Here is an 18,039-nt window from a genome sequence, read left to right as displayed (position 1 = left end):
GCCCCGCCGGGCTGGGTGCCGGGCGGGGCTGGTGGTCAGGTTGTCGCGGTGGTGGTCATTCTGTCGTCACCTCCGTCACGGCGGTGCGTGCGCTGGACTCGTCGACGATGGTCTTGTCGGCGGCGTAGGCGGCCAGCAGCGACTGCAGCGCGAGGTTGTTGACCGCCCTTGGCGCGCCGCGGCTGGTGGTGTGGATCAGTGAGACGGCGTCGTCGGAGAACAGTGTGTCCGAGCGGCCGACCAGTGTGAGGTGGTGGCGAAGGTAGCTGACCGTTTCGTCGCCGGTCATGCCGCCGAGGTGGTAGCGCACTGCGATGCGCTGGTCGAGCGCGGCGAGCATCCCGAGCTTGATCTTGCGGCGGAGGGTGGGTTGGCCGACGAGCAGGCAGGCCAGCGGGCTGCTGGAGTCCATGTCGTGGTTCGTGAGCATCCGCACCCCCTCGAGTTGCTCGTGGGAGAGCTGGTGGGCTTCGTCGAGGACCACGACGGGGACACGGCCCCGCTCGGCGTACTCGGTGGCCAGCGCGTCGAGGGCTTGCGGGATCAGGGTGGCCCGGTGCGGGCGGGGAACCCCGCCGAGGGCGGTGACGATGGCGTGCTGGATCCCGCGGGTGCCGACGTCGGGGTTGCCGAGGTAGATGACGATGTGGCGGGCGGGGTCGATGCCGGCCAGCGCGGCGCGGACCGCGACGGTCTTGCCGACCCCGACCTCGCCGGTGATCACTCCGAGGGCGTGTTCGCCGATGCACCACTGGATGCGGGCGACCGCTTCGCCGTGGGCGTGGTGACGATGCAGCATTCCCGGCGCGAGGTCACGGCCGAATGGGGTGCGGGAAAATCCGAAGTAGCCGCTGAGCTGGTCAATCATCCTGAGTCTCCTGCGCCTGAAGTTCCGGGATGGTGAGTTCGACTGATTCTGGTTCGACCGGCGTATTGGAGTGGTGGCGCTCGAGCAGAGCGCTGTAGTTGATACGACCTTCGAGCCGTTCGGTGTGGGTGGTGTCGATCAGCCGTAGGTAGTCGATCCCGGTCGGTTCCAGGGTGGTGTCGGGGATTTCGGGGCGGGCCTTGGGGTGGGCGTGGCGCCCGATGTGGTGGGCGACCGCGGTCCCGAACTCGCGCCCGGAATAGCGCACCACCAGTTCGGTGAGATCGAACGGGTCGAACACCAGCTCGACCTTGCGCCCGACCAACAGTTCGTCGACCTGGTAGGTGTTGCCGTGCAGCGAGACCGTGGCCGTCTTGGCCACGGTGCGGTGCTCGGACCACAGGAACGCCTCGCGCAGCTGCGCGGGGGTGGGCCGCGGCAACGGGGAAGCCAGCCCGTCGAGCCAGCGCGCCATCGGCGCGACCCCGCGGTCTCGGAGTGGGTGCGGGGGTGGTACTCAGTCTCGACCCAGGCGGTGAACAAGCGGTTGAGCTCGGCCAGATCGGCGATCTCGGCGGCCCGATCGGGAGTGATCTCGACGAGGAACTGCTCCCGGACGGTGCGGAAGAAGCGCTCGATTTTTCCCCTGCCTTGGGGTCGGCCCGGGGTGGAATGGACCAGCTTGATGCCGAGGCTGGCACAGCCGCGCAGCAGCCACGAGTCGACAAACGCTGAACCATTATCGACATAAATGCTTTCGGGGACTCCGCGCGAGGCCAGCGCCGGGCGTAGCGCCGCCGCGAGCCGCACGGTGTCCTCGGAGAACCCGAACCGGGCGGCCATCACCGCCCGGCTCCGGTCGTCCAGGAACGCGAACAGGTAGACCTTGTGCCCGGCGATCTGCGGGCCGTGCAGTGCGTCGCCGACCCAGAGCTCGTCGGGACGGTCAGCCTCGAAGCGCCCGAAGGCCGCCGGGGCCGCGGTGAGCCGCTGCTCGTGGCCGGCCTCGTCGACGATCAGTCCCAGCTCGAGGCGTTCGAAGTGGCGCTGCAGGGTGCGTTCGTTGGGGGCCCAACCGGACTGGGCGCGCAGGATCCGGGTGATCTGTGCGGCGGTGCGGCCCGGGTTCTCCCGCTTGAGCGCCGCCGCCGTCGCGAGCACCTCGGGCGGGGTCCGGGCAGTGACCTTGGCCGGCTGGGGCACCAGCGCTTCGAACCCGCCGACCCGCCAGGCCCGGACCCACCGGTCGATGGTGTGCCGGGTGACCTGCACCGGCTCGGCGAACGGGCCCGGATGCGCCCGTTCGGCCAGCTCGCGCACCAGCTTCCCGCGCTGGCGCGCGGTCAGCGTCGGGTCGATCACCTCCTGGATCAACTCGTAGCGAAACAGCGCCACCCGCCGGGCCCGCTCGGCTCGGCGGCGTGCGTCGTTGTCGGTTTGGCTCACCGATCACTCCTCTGTCGCGGTCGAAGATCGTCCGCGCGGAGCGTCGTGGCCGGAGTGATCACCTCACCAGGGGCATCTGGTGTTGATCGACTCCGTCGAGCTCGGCGGGGCCAGCAGCCGCCCGGACGTCACCGCGCCGGCCAGCTCCCACGGCGACAACCCGTCCACCGTCGCGGCCCAGCGCCGGGTCACCGCTGCCGCCGCGGCCAGCAGCGCCGCGACCGCATCCCCCGTCCCGGACGAGGCCGGATCGGGCATCGCGGCCAACGGATCCAGCGCCGCCGCCAGCGCGGTGAACTCCACGCGCAGCCCCTCGGCCCGGGCCCGCCACCGGCGCAGCCAGCCGCGCACCGTTCCCGCCGCCCGACCTACCCGCTCGGCGACCCGTCGGTGCCCCCACCCGGTCGCGGCCAGCGCCAACGCCGCGCCGATCACCGCCACCAGATCCGCGCGCCGGGCCAGCACCCCCACCGGCAACAGCACGTGCGTGGTGCCGCAGCCCGAACACCGCGCCCGACGCGGCCGCAGCCGCCACCCGAGCGCACCCGTCCCGCGCAGCACCCGCGCCCGGGCATGCCCCCACGGCCGCAGCCGACCCCCACACCGGCACTCCAGCCGACCGGCCACCAGCCGGGCTTCAACCTCTACGACGTTCTTGCCTACCGTGACCACGGGCGCCTCCCGCGCGCCTGAGGTGGCCCTCCCGGGACTGGCTGGTACCCCGACCGGGAGGGCCCACCGCCTCCACCGACGGCCCGACATGATCACGCTGTCGTCGCACACCAACGCCATCGGGCCCCGCACCCGCCCCCACCGCGTCGTCACCGCGAACGACGGACCCCGCTCAACTCGTGGTCACGAGGAGCGTCGGCGAACAATCGGGCGCCTCCAGCGCGGGGTGCGACCAGCGCGCCGGCGGCGTCTCGCCGGCTGCGCGTCGCCCGTTGGAGGCCATGCTGCGGCAGAGGTGGCTGCAGTAGCGCCGGTCGCGCCGACTGCCCGCCGGCAGCGGGGCGCCGCACCAAGCGCAGCTCACCGTGCTCACCGTGCTCACCGTGCTCATCGTGCTCACCGCGGCGGCAGCGACCGGCTCCGGCGCGGCCGTGGCACCGGGCCGGAGCGGGCGGCGGCCGCAGCCTGCCCATCAGCCTGCTCGTCGGCTCGGACCGGCGCCGAAACCTGACCGGGCTCGGGGACCAGCAGCTCCTCGACCGGACAATCGAGGACCGCGCAGATGACGTCGAGCTCGTCGAGCTTGATCGTGTTCGGGCGCCCGGACCACAGCCCGGACATCTTCCCGGTGCTGATCACCAGCCCGCGCTCGGCGAGCATGCGCTGCAGCTCGCTGGCCTTCCAGATCCCGCGGTTGGCCGCGGCCAGGCGCAGGTTCCACTTCATCAGACCAGTCCCTTCCAGCGCTCACCGGCGCGCTGCTGGCCGGTGACCCAGGCGTCTTCGACGTGGCTGGCGTCGACGTGCACGTAGCGGGCAGTGGTGCCGGTCCAGGCGTGTCCGAGCAGCTCCTGGATCGCGAACAGCGTCATCCCGGAGCGGTAGAGCTGGGAGGCGCAGTAGTGACGCAGCACGTGCGGGGTCAGCTTCCCGACCCAGCCCGGCAGGTGCGTGACGGCCGCGTCGGCCAGCGACCGACGGAACACCTCCGCGGTCGTGCGCAGGCCGGAGCCGTCGCGGCCCTTGCGCTCGGAGGGGAACAGCGGCGCACCGGGACGGGTGTGGTCGGCGCGCGGCCGAAGACCTCGGCCAGTTCCTCGGCGAGATCGTCGATCTCCCAGCCCAAGCGGGCGCCCGGCCCCAACTCGTAGAGCAGGTCGATGTCACTCGCCGTCGACGAGTCGCCCCTGGCCACCGAGCCGAAAACCTGAAGAGACACGACCCCGTAGCGACGGCAGATCCTCTCGAGCTGCTCGGTATCCAACTCCTCGAGCACGTCCGGGCGTTCGCAGCCGCCGGGATCGTCGAGCGTGCTCACCGCCGGACCTCCGATCGGATCCCCCGCAGCCAGCACACCCGAGTGGCGTCCCGGCCACCACCCTGAGCGGGCGCGGTGAACGATGTCTGCCCATGGCCGCTCGCAACGGCTCGCGCTCGACACTTGCCCACCATGTCACGATCGTCGCACGGTCAGTCCTGGCCCTGCAGCGACTGCCGTGCGCCACCCGGCGACGGGCTGCCTCCACCGACGGGACTGGCCGCTGCCGCGCCGGCGGGCCACCTCATGCACGGGCGATGGCGCGCCGGAAGACAACCCTCGCGAACGAGCCACAGAAAGTCGATCCCCGGACTCTCCTCCGCCCCTATTGCACGCGGGGCGCAGGTACACACCGGGACTATCCCGAGTCGCCGTCAACCGGGACGAGGTCGCCGAGCCGCTCGGACGAGCCCCTGATCGGCGGGCCAGCAGAACTGTTCCCCGGCGACCTTGCAGGGCTGGGCTCGACGTCGTTCTCCGAGCTGCGCGGCCGACACCCGCCGGGGTCGCCGAGTGGATCAACCGCTGAACTGCACCGAACTCGGCGTACCGGACTGCGCCGCGCTCGAAGGTTCGTTCCTCAAGCCCGACTTCCGCGGCCTTGAACGGGCAGCAGTCGCCTTCGTCTCCGGTTCGGCCGCGCGCGCCTCGTAGGCCGCCACGATCTCGGCCGAGAGCCGGCCGCGCGCGGACACCTTGAAACCGCTGTCCCGCGCCCACGCACGCACCGCACGGTTGTGCTCCCGGATCTCCACCCCGCCGGCGGAAGCGCGTGCACGCGAGCCACCCGACTGCGCACGACGACCCGTCCGCCGGGCGCCGGCCCTGCGAGCTGCGACGACGAACGGTGCGAGAGCCTCGCGCAATGCCCTTGCGTTACCGGAACTGAGTTCGATTTCAAGTACTGCGCCGTCGAGGCCGAAGACGACGGTTTCATCGGCTTCACCGCCGGTCATGTCGTCGACGAGCCGCACCGTCCGGATTTGTGCCACAGGAGCCCTCTCATTCACTATTGTGGGGAACAGGTCCTGACTCTACCGGAAACTGCCCGGGCGCAACTTTCCCCACTCGACAATCGCTGAATATGGGTAACATGGGAGCGGCAGGTCGATGAAGCAACCGACCACACAACCGGGCGGGCGTCCGACCCGTCGACAGCCTCATCGGGGTCGCGTCACGACGCGCACGCGACATCACACGGTCGGCGCATCGTCGACCGACGCCGTCATCGCGTCCGCGCACGCTGCGAGACGATGCACCGGGAGCCTGCGACGACACGACTCGTCCTCACCATGTCGAGAACCGGGCTACCCGCCCGGGCCGAGCTCACGGGCGCCCTCGACACCAGCACACCGCCAAATAGTCGACGACAGCAACACCGCTCCCCAGCTGGAACCCCGAGCGAACGGTCACCCGGGTCCAGGAACCCGAGCTCGCCCCCGCGGCGAATTCAGGACCGTCGTCGAGGCGAGGACCCATAACGCGACAGAACGGTGCAGTAGCGGCGTCTCGGAAGCGACGAGCCAGACACCCCCAGCGGGCGACGCCTTGCCGGGCGTCCGGGACCACGTGCGGGAACCTTGCCGCAGGGATCGTGCGCGCGACCGCGAAGATCCTGTCCCCCGCGGGTCTCGAGCCAAGCTCGCTGGCGCACGTGCCACCATCGCCGAGCCACCGGTGCGTCAACCAGATCTGGCACGCCCGACGCAAGTGTCTACTCATCACTCACGCGGGCACGTTGTATTCGGTGTTCGTACCCGCCGTCCGAGCATCGCAGATTCGTTCCCTCGGCCCGCTCCTCGTCTCCACCATCCGAGCATCGCTACGTGCCGAAGCGCTCGCGACCGACACACTCGGCGAGCTCGACCCCGACGCCGTCACGATCACCACGACAGCGGACCGACGCGTACTCGGCGCAATGAACGACCACGCGCTACTGGTCCGACACGTGCTCGCCGACCGAGGCATCCGCGCCGAGACCATGGACAGCGACGACGTCGGCGCCGTCCATCACGCCCTGCACCGCACCATCAACAGCGCCACCAAGTACACGCCACCGATCGAGATGCTCGCCAATCCCCGTAGCTGGCTGAGCACCACGAGGACCGACGGGCCAGGCCGGTAGGGGAGCGCGACTACCCGAGCCGAGCAACGGTAGGTGGTGAGCCGCCCGAGACCGCCGTGCTCGTCCTCCGGTCGGACCTAACTGCGGCGGCAACGACGTCGAGTTCGGACGACGACCACCTGCTCCACCTACCGGAACCCGGTTGCCCACCGCTCCGGGGTCCTGCAGGCAGGCAGCGGAGCGAGAGCACCTGCTCTGGACGCCCCTGTTCCTGACTCCTACGCTGACGCCCGCCCGTTCTGGGAGCGGCGGCTGCCGCTCCCAGGTGGGTCCAACGAACGGTTGCCCAGCCACCGGCTGCGACGGTCACGTCTGTGACGTACCTGGTGGGCAGGTCCGCGGTGCTCGAGGTGACTCGTCCAGCTGAAGGGCATCGCGAATCTTTCGCGTAGGTCGAGCTCGACGTTGACCTTCGACTGCTGTTGAATCGGAAAACGCCGACTCATGAGTCCCCTCTGACGTGCGGGCCGGCGATCAGTTGCGATTGGCCGTCGTCGTGCGTAGCGGCCTCTCGATGGCGAGCGATGGCGCATTTAGCTCGGCCGGAACGCCAGCTAGCCCACCGTGCACAGGTGTACCGCGGACACCGTCGATCGCCTTGGGCCACGTCGAGCGAGGACCGCGAAGAAATCCGATCAACCGCCGATTCCCGGGGCGGCCGGGGCAGGGGGTTACCGGGTCGCCCCGACCGCCGTGCAGCCCGGGGGGGACAAGGCTGCCCTGTCAGTATCCTCCCTTCGGGCTCATATCGCACGACGGGACACGGTCTCTGGCGCCACACGAAGCACGCATCTCACGTCGATGACGCGCAGCTGGTGATCGATGAGGGATCGATACAGCCGGCCCGCTCAGACGTCGATGACCCGTTGCGCGCTGCCATCGCCTACCGGCGGGAAGTCAATCGACGCGCGTCAGTGTTCCGGCGTTTCTTCGGCGGTGAGATCCCCGGGCATCACCGTGGCAACCAGCCCTGCGATGAACTGGGGTACCTCTGCAGGGGCGAGTACCAGCGCCGGGCTCTCCGTTGGGTTGCTTGGTAGATCTCCACTTCGAGGACGGTCTGGGGGTCGTCGGGGCCGGCAACTCCGATGATCTTCCAGTTGGTGTGTCGAGTGTTGTCGAAGTGGCTGAAGGGCGAGGTCGGCACGAGGTTGAGCATGCCCCGCTCCCACAACCGGACACATCAGGGATCTCCCTGATCCATTCCATCGACCAGGCGTCGGGCGGGTTGACCCGCACTTGAGACGCCCGACCGCCAACTCCTTCTCCCGGCGAGCCCCAAGTGACTCGGCCTACCAGGAAGGACCGTCCGGGTATCACCCGCAGACCGGTGGCGACGTGGCCTACACCGGGCGGTCGCGAACGGGCCTAAACGAAACCCGCTGAACACCCGCTGAACATCGGCTGCTGCCGACCCGCGCAGCGTTCGAGCTGGAGGGAGATGCGGGGTCCGTACGGACGGACGGACCCCGCATCTCGCGACTGTCGCTTACTTACTGATCCAGAAGTTCGGGGGCTGTTCTGATAGATCACCCTCCCGTTCGTCTCGATCCGATCGCCGTCCCTGTGGCGTGCCTCGACCGTCATCTCATCGGCAGATTTACTACTAGCTAACCACGCGATCCCGTGTCAAGATCTGCCTGCACCGGCCGGCCGGGCGGTGCTACCGGGACGGTTCGACCTCGGCCGGGGCGGTTCGACCTCGGGCCGCGGAGACGCGATGCTGGGGCGATGACTGAAAACCCGGAAGCGCTGGACCTCGATGAGGCGGGACTGGCTCGCGGGCTGCCCCGCCCCGGCGATCATCGCGATGGGGTCGGGGAGATCCCTTTCCGCCCGGTCCAGTTCAGCGACAACGACCTGGCGACTGCCTTGGAACGGGCTGCGCGCTGGCTGCGTGAGACTCAGGAGTAGCTCGGTGAACCGGTGAACGTGCTTGCGGTCCATCTCGACTATGACGACGCACCGCAGGCGGTGTACTACGAGCTGAAGTTGCTGTGTAACGAAGAAGATCTGGCCGGAGCCCCCCTTGCCGTGCGGGCCAGAGCTGCCAGCCACGATACTCGGCCGTAAGCCCCATCCACGTGATGCAGCGTCAGCGTCGGCGCGGGACCGCACACGACCAGACCCCCGCACACGGCGTGTCCACGAGTGAACGACAAATGCAGTGGGTACATCCTTATCTGGAGTAGCGCGGTGGGTGCGACCGCCCCAGCGCGAGTAGGTCGATTTAGCTGTCCGATGGGGGTGAAACTGCGGCCGCGACTCGGGCGTGTGGTGATCATCGAACTGTCTCCTTCGAGGGCGTCGATCGGCCGGGTGCTGGCTCCGAGGCCGAGGTCGGTGTGGGCATTCCGAGATCGGTGACCGCCGCTCGGTGAGTGCGGGCGGAGCGATCGAGGGCGGCGAGTTTTGCCTGTCCGGCGCGCAGGGTGTGTTCGAGGCCCTCGAGTTCGCCGAGCCAGCCGTGGACGCGGGCTTCGTCGATGCGGTCGGTGAGATTGGCAAGGATCGTGACCAGTCGCTGGCGGGCGCGGGGGTCGACGCGCTGCATCGGACAGCGCAGGCAGGCGTGCTCGTGCGAGCACGGGGTTCCGTAGGGCCGCGCGCAGCTGCCCAGTTCAAGAGCCCGGCGCTCGAAGTGCTGCTCGAACTCGGCCCACTCAGCCGGGGTGGGTTCGCGATACTCGGCGCTGGGGCGCACCGCGCGCCGCCGGTCGAGGTAGGTGCGGTAGGTGCGAATCAACTCCTCGTCGAACACCGCTAGGTAGGACTGGGTGGTGTTGAGGCTGTGATGGCCGAGCAGCCGGGCAGCGATGTGGACGGGCAGCCCCGTTGTGACGGCCTCGGTGGCGAACATGCGCCGAAAGTCGTGTGGGGTGAACCGCAGCGGCTCTCCGTCGCGACCGCGCAGTCCAGCCGCGTCGACGGTGCCTTGCAGCAGACGGTGCACCATGTCGCGGGTCAGCGCCCGCTGTCGAGTGGGGCCCGCGCGCCGCTGGAATAGGTGCGGCAGGACCGGCCCGTAGACCCGCTCGTGATGGTCCCAGCGCGACACGACCGGTATGCGGCCATCGTTGTCGGCGCGCAGCCTGCTCACGATGCTGGCCAGCACGCTGGCCAGTTCCGGGCTGACCAGCAATAGCCGTTCTTCGTCGATTTTGGACGGCAGGACCTGCAGGAGCGGCACCACCTCGCCGGTAGGGGGGAGCCGATAGGACGACAACGCCAGTTCGGTCAGCTCGAGTAGTTCCTCGACCCGTAGCCCGGTGTGGCGCAATGTTTCGATCACCGCCCAGGCCCAGAACGTCTTATCCTCACGCCGGACTACGTCGATCCGCTCGCCAGGCTCGTCCCGGTCCTCGTCTCGGCCTTCTGTTGCAGGACCGGGCAGGGGTTGGACAGTCACGGAAGACTGCTCGCAGGATCGGCCGCCGCGCTCGGTATGACTGCGCCGCGCGACCCGGCGATAGCGGGGCGCTGTCCCCGGTATGGCACTCGCGCCGTCCTGCTCGGTGGAATCGCTGGCTGGCTCGGGGGTGGACACGCTGAACTCGGCGCCGATCTCCGTGCATTGGGCCGCGGTGAGGACCGCGGCCCAGTGTGCGTGGGAGTTCTGCGCGGTCTCGGCCAGTGTCAGTAGGTGCGGGAGCCGATCGCGGACGCGCTGGTGCATCCGCGCGGTCAGTGCAGCTCGTTGTTTTTGCGGCCGAATGTTGGCGGTGTCGCGACGCGGAATCGGACAAGGCACTACCCATGGCGCCCAGCTGGGGTCTTCGATCGCCCACTCGGCCAGGTCGAGGTAGAACGCACGGACGGTGATCAAGACCTGTTGCACTCCGAGAGCAGCGCGTTTGCCACCCCGCTTGTGCTCACCGAGCCGTCGCTTCCAGGCCGACACCATGTCCGGTGACAGGCGAAGTGAGTCCAGTCCCGGGTGGTGGGCCTCCAGATCGACCCAGAACAGCGAAACCAGCTGGTTCGACCGGTTCAGCATCGTGCTGTGGTCGCTGCGCTGTTCCAATTCGCTCAAGTAGCGCACCAGCAGATCCCGGATCGAGCGGTTCTGGATCCGGTAGCGGTCCACCAGTTCAGCCGGGCTGCGTTGGCCGAGCCGGGCGCGTTCCCACGGCTCCGGGCGGGGCCCGGACAGCTCGGTGACGGTAGCGAGCAGGTCCCAGGCCACGAACGTGCCGCGCAGATCGCGGCCGCGGTGGGTGTAGGACCAGATGCGGAACTCGGCGAAGTCTTCCGCAGTGATCTGCTCCAGTTCCCGGCCGGTGTGCAGAACCAGCTTGGTCAAGATCACCACGGCCTCGGCAGGTATCCGGCCCTCGAGCCTGCGGGCCTGCACGGTCTCCTCGAGCTGGGTGAAAGCTGTCGGGCTCAGACACCGCCGGGCGTCGATGAACAAGTTCATGGCGCGGTAGGCGGCGAGGAAGTCATAGCTGGGCAGCACCACGCGCGCCGACAGCAGACAGCCCAGGCCGCTGGTGAGGTCCGAGCGGTCTCTGACGCCTGGTTTGCGGCGAAGATCCTCGAGCCACCCCACCCCGGTGTCGGCTCCCGAGAGAACCCACCGCTGCTGCCAGCCATCGCCCGGGAATGACTCCAACCACTCCAGGATCCGGCGGGCCCCCCGCAGTCGATGCTGGCGTTCCCCGCCCCCGGCCGGTGGCCAGATCGGCAACCCCGGCAGTAGTGCCAGCACCTGGTCCAGATCAACGTCGTTGACCGGGCCCGAGCGTGACGGGACCTGCATCGCCGCCGATTCCGCTGCGTCGATGCCGCGCGGTGCTCCCGACTGCGGCCCCGCCGGGGAAGCGTTTGGCACCGACGCCGGCATCGACCGGGCCGTCTTCGCCGGGCTCATCGCTGCCCTCCGGCTTGACCCGAGAACGGCCCCAGCAAGATCGCCATATCCTCGGCGGCGTAGTCGGCGGCCCTGGCCGGCGCGACCGGCGCTGGTTCGCCGAGCCTGGCCAAGTGCTCGTGCACCCGGCCTAGGACCACGGATTCGTCGTCACACAAGTACTGCTGCGTCGTGGTCAAGTGGGCGTGCCCGAGCACAGTCTGCACGTCCCGCAACGACAGCCGGTCGTCCCGGATCATCCGGAGGGCACACGTGTGCCGTAGGTCGTGCATCGACCAGTTCGTGCCGAGCACCGCGTTCGCCCGCCGCATGACCGCCCGCCACGCGTCATAGCTCAATGGCTTTCGTCCCCGAACCTCCGAGCCCCCGCTGATCGTTACCGCCGTGATGGGTCCGCTCGGCGGCGTCCCATCGACCGTGGCCCCGTCTACCCCCCTCAAGACTGGGCCACGGTGCCGCCGGCGCAGCGTCTGCCACAGCGGCTCGCCCGGTCCCACCTCGCCGCCGAGTTGCTCGATGTAGAGACGCAACCACACGAATGTCTCGCCCGAGACCGGCAGCCACTGCTGTGCGTTGCTGCCCTTGCGATGGACCCGGACCAGCTGCTCGCCCCAGTCCAGGTCCGCGCCCCGGACCCCAAGCAGCTCTCCGATCCGGGCGCCACTGCTGACCGCCATGGCCACCATTGCCCGGTCCCGGTCCGAGCGCAGCGCCTCGAAAAGCGACTCCCACTGCTCATCGGGCATCGCCCGCGGCCGCGACCGCGGCAGCCGCGGGTTGTAGCGCAGCCGCGGCCGCGGTGTGAACGGGCCCAGCGGATTGTGGTGCGCGCCCGCACGCTGACCGGACCGGTCCCGCTCCCGCGGCACGGGATTCACCAGCGGCCCCCCGCCGCGTTCGTCGATCCAGAACTCGTAGAACGCCCGCAACACCGCATTGCTGTGGCGCACCGTCCGGGCCGCATAGCCATCTCCGGGATATGCCTTGCGCGTCACCGGGTTCACCGTCCCCGCCGTGACCGCGGACTCCCGCCGCCGCGACGCGCCCGGCTTGGTGGCGCGCCGCAGCCACAGCACCAGATCCCGGACCTCCGCCGACGACGCCCGATCCCAACGAACCTCGACTACAGCCAAGAACCGCCACCAGCGCAGCAGGTCATAGGCGTAACTGCGCACCGTGTGCGCCGACATCCCGCGGGCAGCGAGCTCGACCAGGAACTCGTTCACCGGCTCAATCGCGCACCCGTCCGGGCCGCGTACCTCCCAGCCCGGCAGGTGATCAGTCGCAGTCACGCGACCCCACCGGCCCAGCTCCAGGTCCTGCAGCTCCCGTTCCCTCGACATCAGCAGCCTCCGCGCTTTCGTGATCAGAAGCGCTAACGGCTACACCGAGCAACGCCGCCATCTGTGACGACACGCGGGCCCACAACCCGCTAGTCCGGTCAACAGAGCAGTCAGGGAGTTGGCTGAAGGTGTCGGCGACTCAGACGGAGGACCATGGTGACCGATCTGGACTTCACTGCCGAATCGTTGTGCCTCGGCCGCTGCGACCAGACCGCTCTGCGGCGGCTCCGCCACTGGTTGCGTCAGCGCGTGCGGAACCCGGATCTGGCCATTGATGCTGCGCTGGTCGTCACCGAGCTCGTGACCAATGCGATCGAGCATGCAGGGGGTGTACGTGCGGTACGGATGAGTGTTGCTCCGACCAGCCGGGTCCGAGTCGAGGTCGACGACTGGGCCCCGGGGACGGCCCCGACCATCGACCGTTCTCGCTTCTCAGGTTCGCACGGCTACGGGATGGTCGTAGTCGACCACGTGGCGTCGTGGGGAGTTCGGTACTCGGACCTGAGTTCGGTCACCGGTCCGGCGTCCGCGATCCGGCAGGTCTGTGACCTGCGGTGATGGTGGGGCTTGGTGCGGGCTTCACGCACTATTTGGTGGGTAGGCTGTGGGGTTGTGGCGTTCATCAGGCGGGTTCGGACGGGCTCGGGCGCGACGGCGGTGCAGATCGCGGAGTACGTGTCCGGGCGTCGGCAGCGGATCGTCGCTCACCTGGGTTCTGCGCACAGCGAGGTCGAGCTCGGGCTGTTGATGGCCCGTGCCCAGGGCATGCTCGATGATGCTGCCCAGGGCGAGCTCGATCTGGGCCTGGCCGAGGTGAAACGCCGCCATCGCCTCGCCCCGGCACCGCCGGAACCCGCGCTATTCCCGCCGGTCACCGCGCCGCAGAAGGCGCCGAGGCCAACGCGTCGGGTGGGGGAGACTGTCGCGGCGGGCAGTGTGGTCGGGACCGCGTCGGGGTTGTTGTTCGACCTGCTCGCCGGGGTCTACTCCTCGCTCGGGTTCGACGAGCTGGACGATGAGGTCTTCCGTGACCTGGTGATCACTCGGGTCGTCGAGCCCACCTCGATGCTCGACGTCGGCCGAGTACTCGCCGACATGGGCCGGACAGCGGCGTCGTATTCCACGATGCAGCGCACTCTGCGTCGCGCCGCCCGGGCCACCGACTCCGATGACGCGGTTCCCGACGGCGAAGTGCCTGCGGAGTCCAAGGTGGATGAATCCGGGCCGGCGGGGAGCGACGGCGGCTCCGCACCGCCCTGCTATCGGGACCGGGTCGCCGATCTGTGCTTCGCACATGCCCTGAGCAGCGGGGATGTGAGCCTGGTGCTCTACGACGTGACAACGCTCTACTTCGAGGCGGAGAAGGAGGACGGGTTGCGGAAGGTCGGGTTCTCCAAGGAACGCCGGGTCGACCCGCAGATCGTCGTCGGCCTGTTGGTCGACTGCAACGGGTTCCCGTTGGAGATCGGCTGCTTCGAGGGCAACAAGGCTGAGAAGCTGACCATCGTCCCGATCATCGAGGCGTTCCACTCGCGGCACCGCATCGAGAACATGATCGTTGTCGCGGACGCGGGCATGCTGTCCGCGGGGAACCTGAACACCCTGGACGAGGCCGGGTTCCGGTTCATCGTCGGCGCTGGGTGTTCGCCGACGCTCCTCGTGACCACGAGTTGAGCGGGGTCCGTCGTTCGCGGTGACGACGCGGTGGGGGCGGGTGCGGGGCCCGATGGCGTTGGTGTGCGACGACAGCGTGATCATGTCGGGCCGTCGGTGGAGGCGGTGGGCCCTCCCGGTCGGGGTACCAGCCAGTCCCGGGAGGGCCACCTCAGGCGCGCGGGAGGCGCCCGTGGTCACGGTAGGCAAGAACGTCGTAGAGGTTGAAGCCCGGCTGGTGGCCGGTCGGCTGGAGTGCCGGTGTGGGGGTCGGCTGCGGCCGTGGGGGCATGCCCGGGCGCGGGTGCTGCGCGGGACGGGTGCGCTCGGGTGGCGGCTGCGGCCGCGTCGGGCGCGGTGTTCGGGCTGCGGCACCACGCACGTGCTGTTGCCGGTGGGGGTGCTGGCCCGGCGCGCGGATCTGGTGGCGGTGATCGGCGCGGCGTTGGCGCTGGCCGCGACCGGGTGGGGGCACCGACGGGTCGCCGAGCGGGTAGGTCGGGCGGCGGGAACGGTGCGCGGCTGGCTGCGCCGGTGGCGGGCCCGGGCCGAGGGGCTGCGCGTGGAGTTCACCGCGCTGGCGGCGGCGCTGGATCCGTTGGCCGCGATGCCCGATCCGGCCTCGTCCGGGACGGGGGATGCGGTCGCGGCGCTGCTGGCCGCGGCGGCAGCGGTGACCCGGCGCTGGGCCGCGACGGTGGACGGGTTGTCGCCGTGGGAGCTGGCCGGCGCGGTGACGTCCGGGCGGCTGCTGGCCCCGCCGAGCTCGACGGAGTCGATCAACACCAGATGCCCCTGGTGAGGTGATCACTCCGGCCACGACGCTCCGCGCGGACGATCTTCGACCGCGACAGAGGAGTGATCGGTGAGCCAAACCGACAACGACGCACGCCGCCGAGCCGAGCGGGCCCGGCGGGTGGCGCTGTTTCGCTACGAGTTGATCCAGGAGGTGATCGACCCGACGCTGACCGCGCGCCAGCGCGGGAAGCTGGTGCGCGAGCTGGCCGAACGGGCGCATCCGGGCCCGTTCGCCGAGCCGGTGCAGGTCACCCGGCACACCATCGACCGGTGGGTCCGGGCCTGGCGGGTCGGCGGGTTCGAAGCGCTGGTGCCCCAGCCGGCCAAGGTCACTGCCCGGACCCCGCCCGAGGTGCTCGCGACGGCGGCGGCGCTCAAGCGGGAGAACCCGGGCCGCACCGCCGCACAGATCACCCGGATCCTGCGCGCCCAGTCCGGTTGGGCCCCCAACGAACGCACCCTGCAGCGCCACTTCGAACGCCTCGAGCTGGGACTGATCGTCGACGAGGCCGGCCACGAGCAGCGGCTCACCGCGGCCCCGGCGGCCTTCGGGCGCTTCGAGGCTGACCGTCCCGACGAGCTCTGGGTCGGCGACGCACTGCACGGCCCGCAGATCGCCGGGCACAAGGTCTACCTGTTCGCGTTCCTGGACGACCGGAGCCGGGCGGTGATGGCCGCCCGGTTCGGGTTCTCCGAGGACACCGTGCGGCTCGCGGCGGCGCTACGCCCGGCGCTGGCCTCGCGCGGAGTCCCCGAAAGCATTTATGTCGATAATGGTTCAGCGTTTGTCGACTCGTGGCTGCTGCGCGGCTGTGCCAGCCTCGGCATCAAGCTGGTCCATTCCACCCCGGGCCGACCCCAAGGCAGGGGAAAAATCGAGCGCTTCTTCCGCACCGTCCGGGAGCAGTTCCTCGTCGAGATCACTCCCGATCGGGCCGCCGAGATCGCCGATCTGGCCGAGCTCAACCGCTTGTTCACCGCCTGGGTCGAGACTGAGTACCACCCCCGCACCCACTCCGAGACCGCGGGGTCGCGCCGATGGCGCGCTGGCTCGACGGGCTGGCTTCCCCGTTGCCGCGGCCCACCCCCGCGCAGCTGCGCGAGGCGTTCCTGTGGTCCGAGCACCGCACCGTGGCCAAGACGGCCACGGTCTCGCTGCACGGCAACACCTACCAGGTCGACGAACTGTTGGTCGGGCGCAAGGTCGAGCTGGTGTTCGACCCGTTCGATCTCACCGAACTGGTGGTGCGCTATTCCGGGCGCGAGTTCGGGACCGCGGTCGCCCACCACATCGGGCGCCACGCCCACCCCAAGGCCCGCCCCGAAATCCCCGACACCACCCTGGAACCGACCGGGATCGACTACCTACGGCTGATCGACACCACCCACACCGAACGGCTCGAAGGTCGTATCAACTACAGCGCTCTGCTCGAGCGCCACCACTCCAATACGCCGGTCGAACCAGAATCAGTCGAACTCACCATCCCGGAACTTCAGGCGCAGGAGACTCAGGATGATTGACCAGCTCAGCGGCTACTTCGGATTTTCCCGCACCCCATTCGGCCGTGACCTCGCGCCGGGAATGCTGCATCGTCACCACGCCCACGGCGAAGCGGTCGCCCGCATCCAGTGGTGCATCGGCGAACACGCCCTCGGAGTGATCACCGGCGAGGTCGGGGTCGGCAAGACCGTCGCGGTCCGCGCCGCGCTGGCCGGCATCGACCCCGCCCGCCACATCGTCATCTACCTCGGCAACCCCGACGTCGGCACCCGCGGGATCCAGCACGCCATCGTCACCGCCCTCGGCGGGGTTCCCCGCCCGCACCGGGCCACCCTGATCCCGCAAGCCCTCGACGCGCTGGCCACCGAGTACGCCGAGCGGGGCCGTGTCCCCGTCGTGGTCCTCGACGAAGCCCACCAGCTCTCCCACGAGCAACTCGAGGGGGTGCGGATGCTCACGAACCACGACATGGACTCCAGCAGCCCGCTGGCCTGCCTGCTCGTCGGCCAACCCACCCTCCGCCGCAAGATCAAGCTCGGGATGCTCGCCGCGCTCGACCAGCGCATCGCAGTGCGCTACCACCTCGGCGGCATGACCGGCGACGAAACGGTCAGCTACCTTCGCCACCACCTCACACTGGTCGGCCGCTCGGACACACTGTTCTCCGACGACGCCGTCTCACTGATCCACACCACCAGCCGCGGCGCGCCAAGGGCGGTCAACAACCTCGCGCTGCAGTCGCTGCTGGCCGCCTACGCCGCCGACAAGACCATCGTCGACGAGTCCAGCGCACGCACCGCCGTGACGGAGGTGACGACAGAATGACCACCACCGCGACAACCTGACCACCAGCCCCGCCCGGCACCCAGCCCGGCGGGGCTACTCATGTCGCACGGTGAACATCGCGGACGTCACCGACATGGACACGACGAACGTCGCGCAACAGTAGTGACCAGTGAACCCGTACTCGGCGACCAGACGCTCGTGGATCACCGAGGCCCGCAACCGCGGATCCCCGGCCAACCAGGCGTCGATCACGTCGGTGAACGGATCGACCAGCCGCGGCACCGTCCCGGCCCGCGACCGCGCCCGAGGCGGCGACGCCGGCGCCCCAGCGGAGAGGTACTTACGGGCGGTGCGCCAGTCGCACCCAGCTTGAGCTGCGATTTCCTTCCACGTCGCCCCGGCCGCGCGCAGCGGGGCGAACCTCCTGATGTCCATCCATGCCTCCACAGGCAGGATCACGGGCGACCACCCTCCGGGCTCGTCTGCTTGGCGGCTGACAGAGCCCGGAGGGTGGTCCCTCCCTGAGCTGATCTTCGGTCCGACGCGCCGGACCAACGACAAATCAGCTCGTACCTACAGCGACATCAGAGCCCGTACGCGGACACCTGTGCTGCGACCAGTGCGGGCACACCCCAGCCGACCCGATGCAGCAGATC

At 69.5% G+C, this 18,039-nt stretch carries 11 protein-coding genes and 6 pseudogenes; 7 read left to right on the top strand and 10 right to left on the bottom strand.

Annotation, left to right across the window (positions count from 1 at the left end; all coding sequences use genetic code 11):
* Positions 1–55: 55 nt before the first annotated feature.
* From AD017_RS32510 to AD017_RS34140, 7 genes and pseudogenes are all read right to left on the bottom strand, one after another.
* A complete protein-coding gene (locus AD017_RS32510; protein ID WP_060573909.1) occupies positions 56–868 on the bottom strand; it encodes an ExeA family protein in 813 nt (270 codons plus the stop codon).
* A pseudogene (locus tag AD017_RS32505) lies at positions 861–2,314 on the bottom strand (DDE-type integrase/transposase/recombinase). Before AD017_RS32505 ends, AD017_RS32510 begins: the two are co-directional and overlap by 8 nt.
* 63 nt (positions 2,315–2,377) lie before the next feature.
* The gene (locus AD017_RS32500; protein ID WP_202968842.1) at positions 2,378–2,797 is read right to left on the bottom strand and encodes a helix-turn-helix domain-containing protein; all 420 of its coding nucleotides are present in this window, start codon (positions 2,795–2,797) and stop codon (positions 2,378–2,380) included.
* A gap of 585 nt (positions 2,798–3,382) precedes the next feature.
* Positions 3,383–3,712 (bottom strand): helix-turn-helix transcriptional regulator, encoded by a 330-nt coding sequence (locus AD017_RS32495; protein WP_060577548.1) that lies wholly within the window; start codon positions 3,710–3,712, stop codon positions 3,383–3,385.
* A pseudogene (locus tag AD017_RS32490) lies at positions 3,712–4,053 on the bottom strand (tyrosine-type recombinase/integrase); the annotation flags it as partial. The gene AD017_RS32495 and the pseudogene AD017_RS32490, both read right to left, overlap by 1 nt.
* Before the next feature lie 77 nt (positions 4,054–4,130).
* Positions 4,131–4,262, bottom strand: a pseudogene (locus AD017_RS36915) (nucleotidyltransferase family protein); the annotation flags it as partial.
* A 560-nt stretch (positions 4,263–4,822) separates the two neighbouring features.
* Complete coding sequence (locus AD017_RS34140) at positions 4,823–5,296, bottom strand: Lsr2 family protein (protein ID WP_082539129.1); 474 nt, start codon at positions 5,294–5,296, stop codon at positions 4,823–4,825.
* A gap of 755 nt (positions 5,297–6,051) precedes the next feature.
* Here AD017_RS34140 and AD017_RS32485 point away from each other — a divergent pair.
* Complete coding sequence (locus AD017_RS32485; protein WP_060577546.1) at positions 6,052–6,429, top strand: hypothetical protein; 378 nt, start codon at positions 6,052–6,054, stop codon at positions 6,427–6,429.
* A gap of 1,731 nt (positions 6,430–8,160) precedes the next feature.
* Positions 8,161–8,502 (top strand): annotated as a pseudogene (locus AD017_RS36910) (hypothetical protein).
* A 208-nt stretch (positions 8,503–8,710) separates the two neighbouring features.
* Here AD017_RS36910 and AD017_RS32475 read toward each other — a convergent pair.
* Together AD017_RS32475 and AD017_RS32470 are read right to left on the bottom strand one after the other, a co-directional pair.
* The gene (locus AD017_RS32475) at positions 8,711–11,302 is read right to left on the bottom strand and encodes a site-specific integrase (protein ID WP_227012956.1); all 2,592 of its coding nucleotides are present in this window, start codon (positions 11,300–11,302) and stop codon (positions 8,711–8,713) included.
* Positions 11,299–12,528, bottom strand: coding sequence for a tyrosine-type recombinase/integrase (locus tag AD017_RS32470; protein ID WP_227013333.1), 1,230 nt, complete (start codon positions 12,526–12,528; stop codon positions 11,299–11,301). Before AD017_RS32470 ends, AD017_RS32475 begins: the two co-directional genes overlap by 4 nt.
* 273 nt (positions 12,529–12,801) lie before the next feature.
* Here AD017_RS32470 and AD017_RS32465 point away from each other — a divergent pair, with 273 nt between their 5' ends.
* From AD017_RS32465 to AD017_RS32445, 5 genes and pseudogenes are all read left to right on the top strand, one after another.
* On the top strand, positions 12,802–13,203 hold the full coding sequence (locus tag AD017_RS32465) for an anti-sigma regulatory factor (RefSeq protein ID WP_168172858.1): 402 nt from the start codon (positions 12,802–12,804) through the stop codon (positions 13,201–13,203).
* 54 nt (positions 13,204–13,257) lie between these two features.
* Positions 13,258–14,283: pseudogene (locus AD017_RS36905) on the top strand (IS1634 family transposase); the annotation flags it as partial.
* A 397-nt stretch (positions 14,284–14,680) separates the two neighbouring features.
* Entirely contained in the window at positions 14,681–15,100 is a 420-nt protein-coding gene (locus AD017_RS32455) for a helix-turn-helix domain-containing protein (protein WP_202968842.1), read from the top strand.
* Between the two features lie 63 nt (positions 15,101–15,163).
* Positions 15,164–16,617, top strand: a pseudogene (locus tag AD017_RS32450) (DDE-type integrase/transposase/recombinase).
* Entirely contained in the window at positions 16,610–17,422 is an 813-nt protein-coding gene (locus AD017_RS32445) for an ExeA family protein (protein WP_060573909.1), read from the top strand. Before AD017_RS32450 ends, AD017_RS32445 begins: the two are co-directional and overlap by 8 nt.
* 54 nt (positions 17,423–17,476) lie before the next feature.
* Here the strand turns inward: AD017_RS32445 and AD017_RS32440 are convergent, their stop codons facing one another.
* A complete protein-coding gene (locus AD017_RS32440; protein WP_060577542.1) occupies positions 17,477–17,842 on the bottom strand; it encodes a hypothetical protein in 366 nt (121 codons plus the stop codon).
* Between the last annotated feature and the right edge of the window lie 197 nt (positions 17,843–18,039).

This window comes from Pseudonocardia sp. EC080619-01 (assembly GCF_001420995.1).
GTDB lineage: Bacteria > Actinomycetota > Actinomycetes > Mycobacteriales > Pseudonocardiaceae > Pseudonocardia.
The sequence above is the reverse complement of the archived record's forward strand: the minus strand, read 5'-3'. Positions and strand labels throughout refer to the sequence as shown.

Coding starts and splice junctions, on each gene's coding strand:
- AD017_RS32510 (WP_060573909.1), bottom strand. CDS start 868: ATGATTGACCAGCTCAGCGGCTACTTCGGATTTTCCCGCACCCCATTC.
- AD017_RS32495 (WP_060577548.1), bottom strand. CDS start 3,712: ATGAAGTGGAACCTGCGCCTGGCCGCGGCCAACCGCGGGATCTGGAAG.
- AD017_RS32475 (WP_227012956.1), bottom strand. CDS start 11,302: ATGAGCCCGGCGAAGACGGCCCGGTCGATGCCGGCGTCGGTGCCAAAC.
- AD017_RS32445 (WP_060573909.1), top strand. CDS start 16,610: ATGATTGACCAGCTCAGCGGCTACTTCGGATTTTCCCGCACCCCATTC.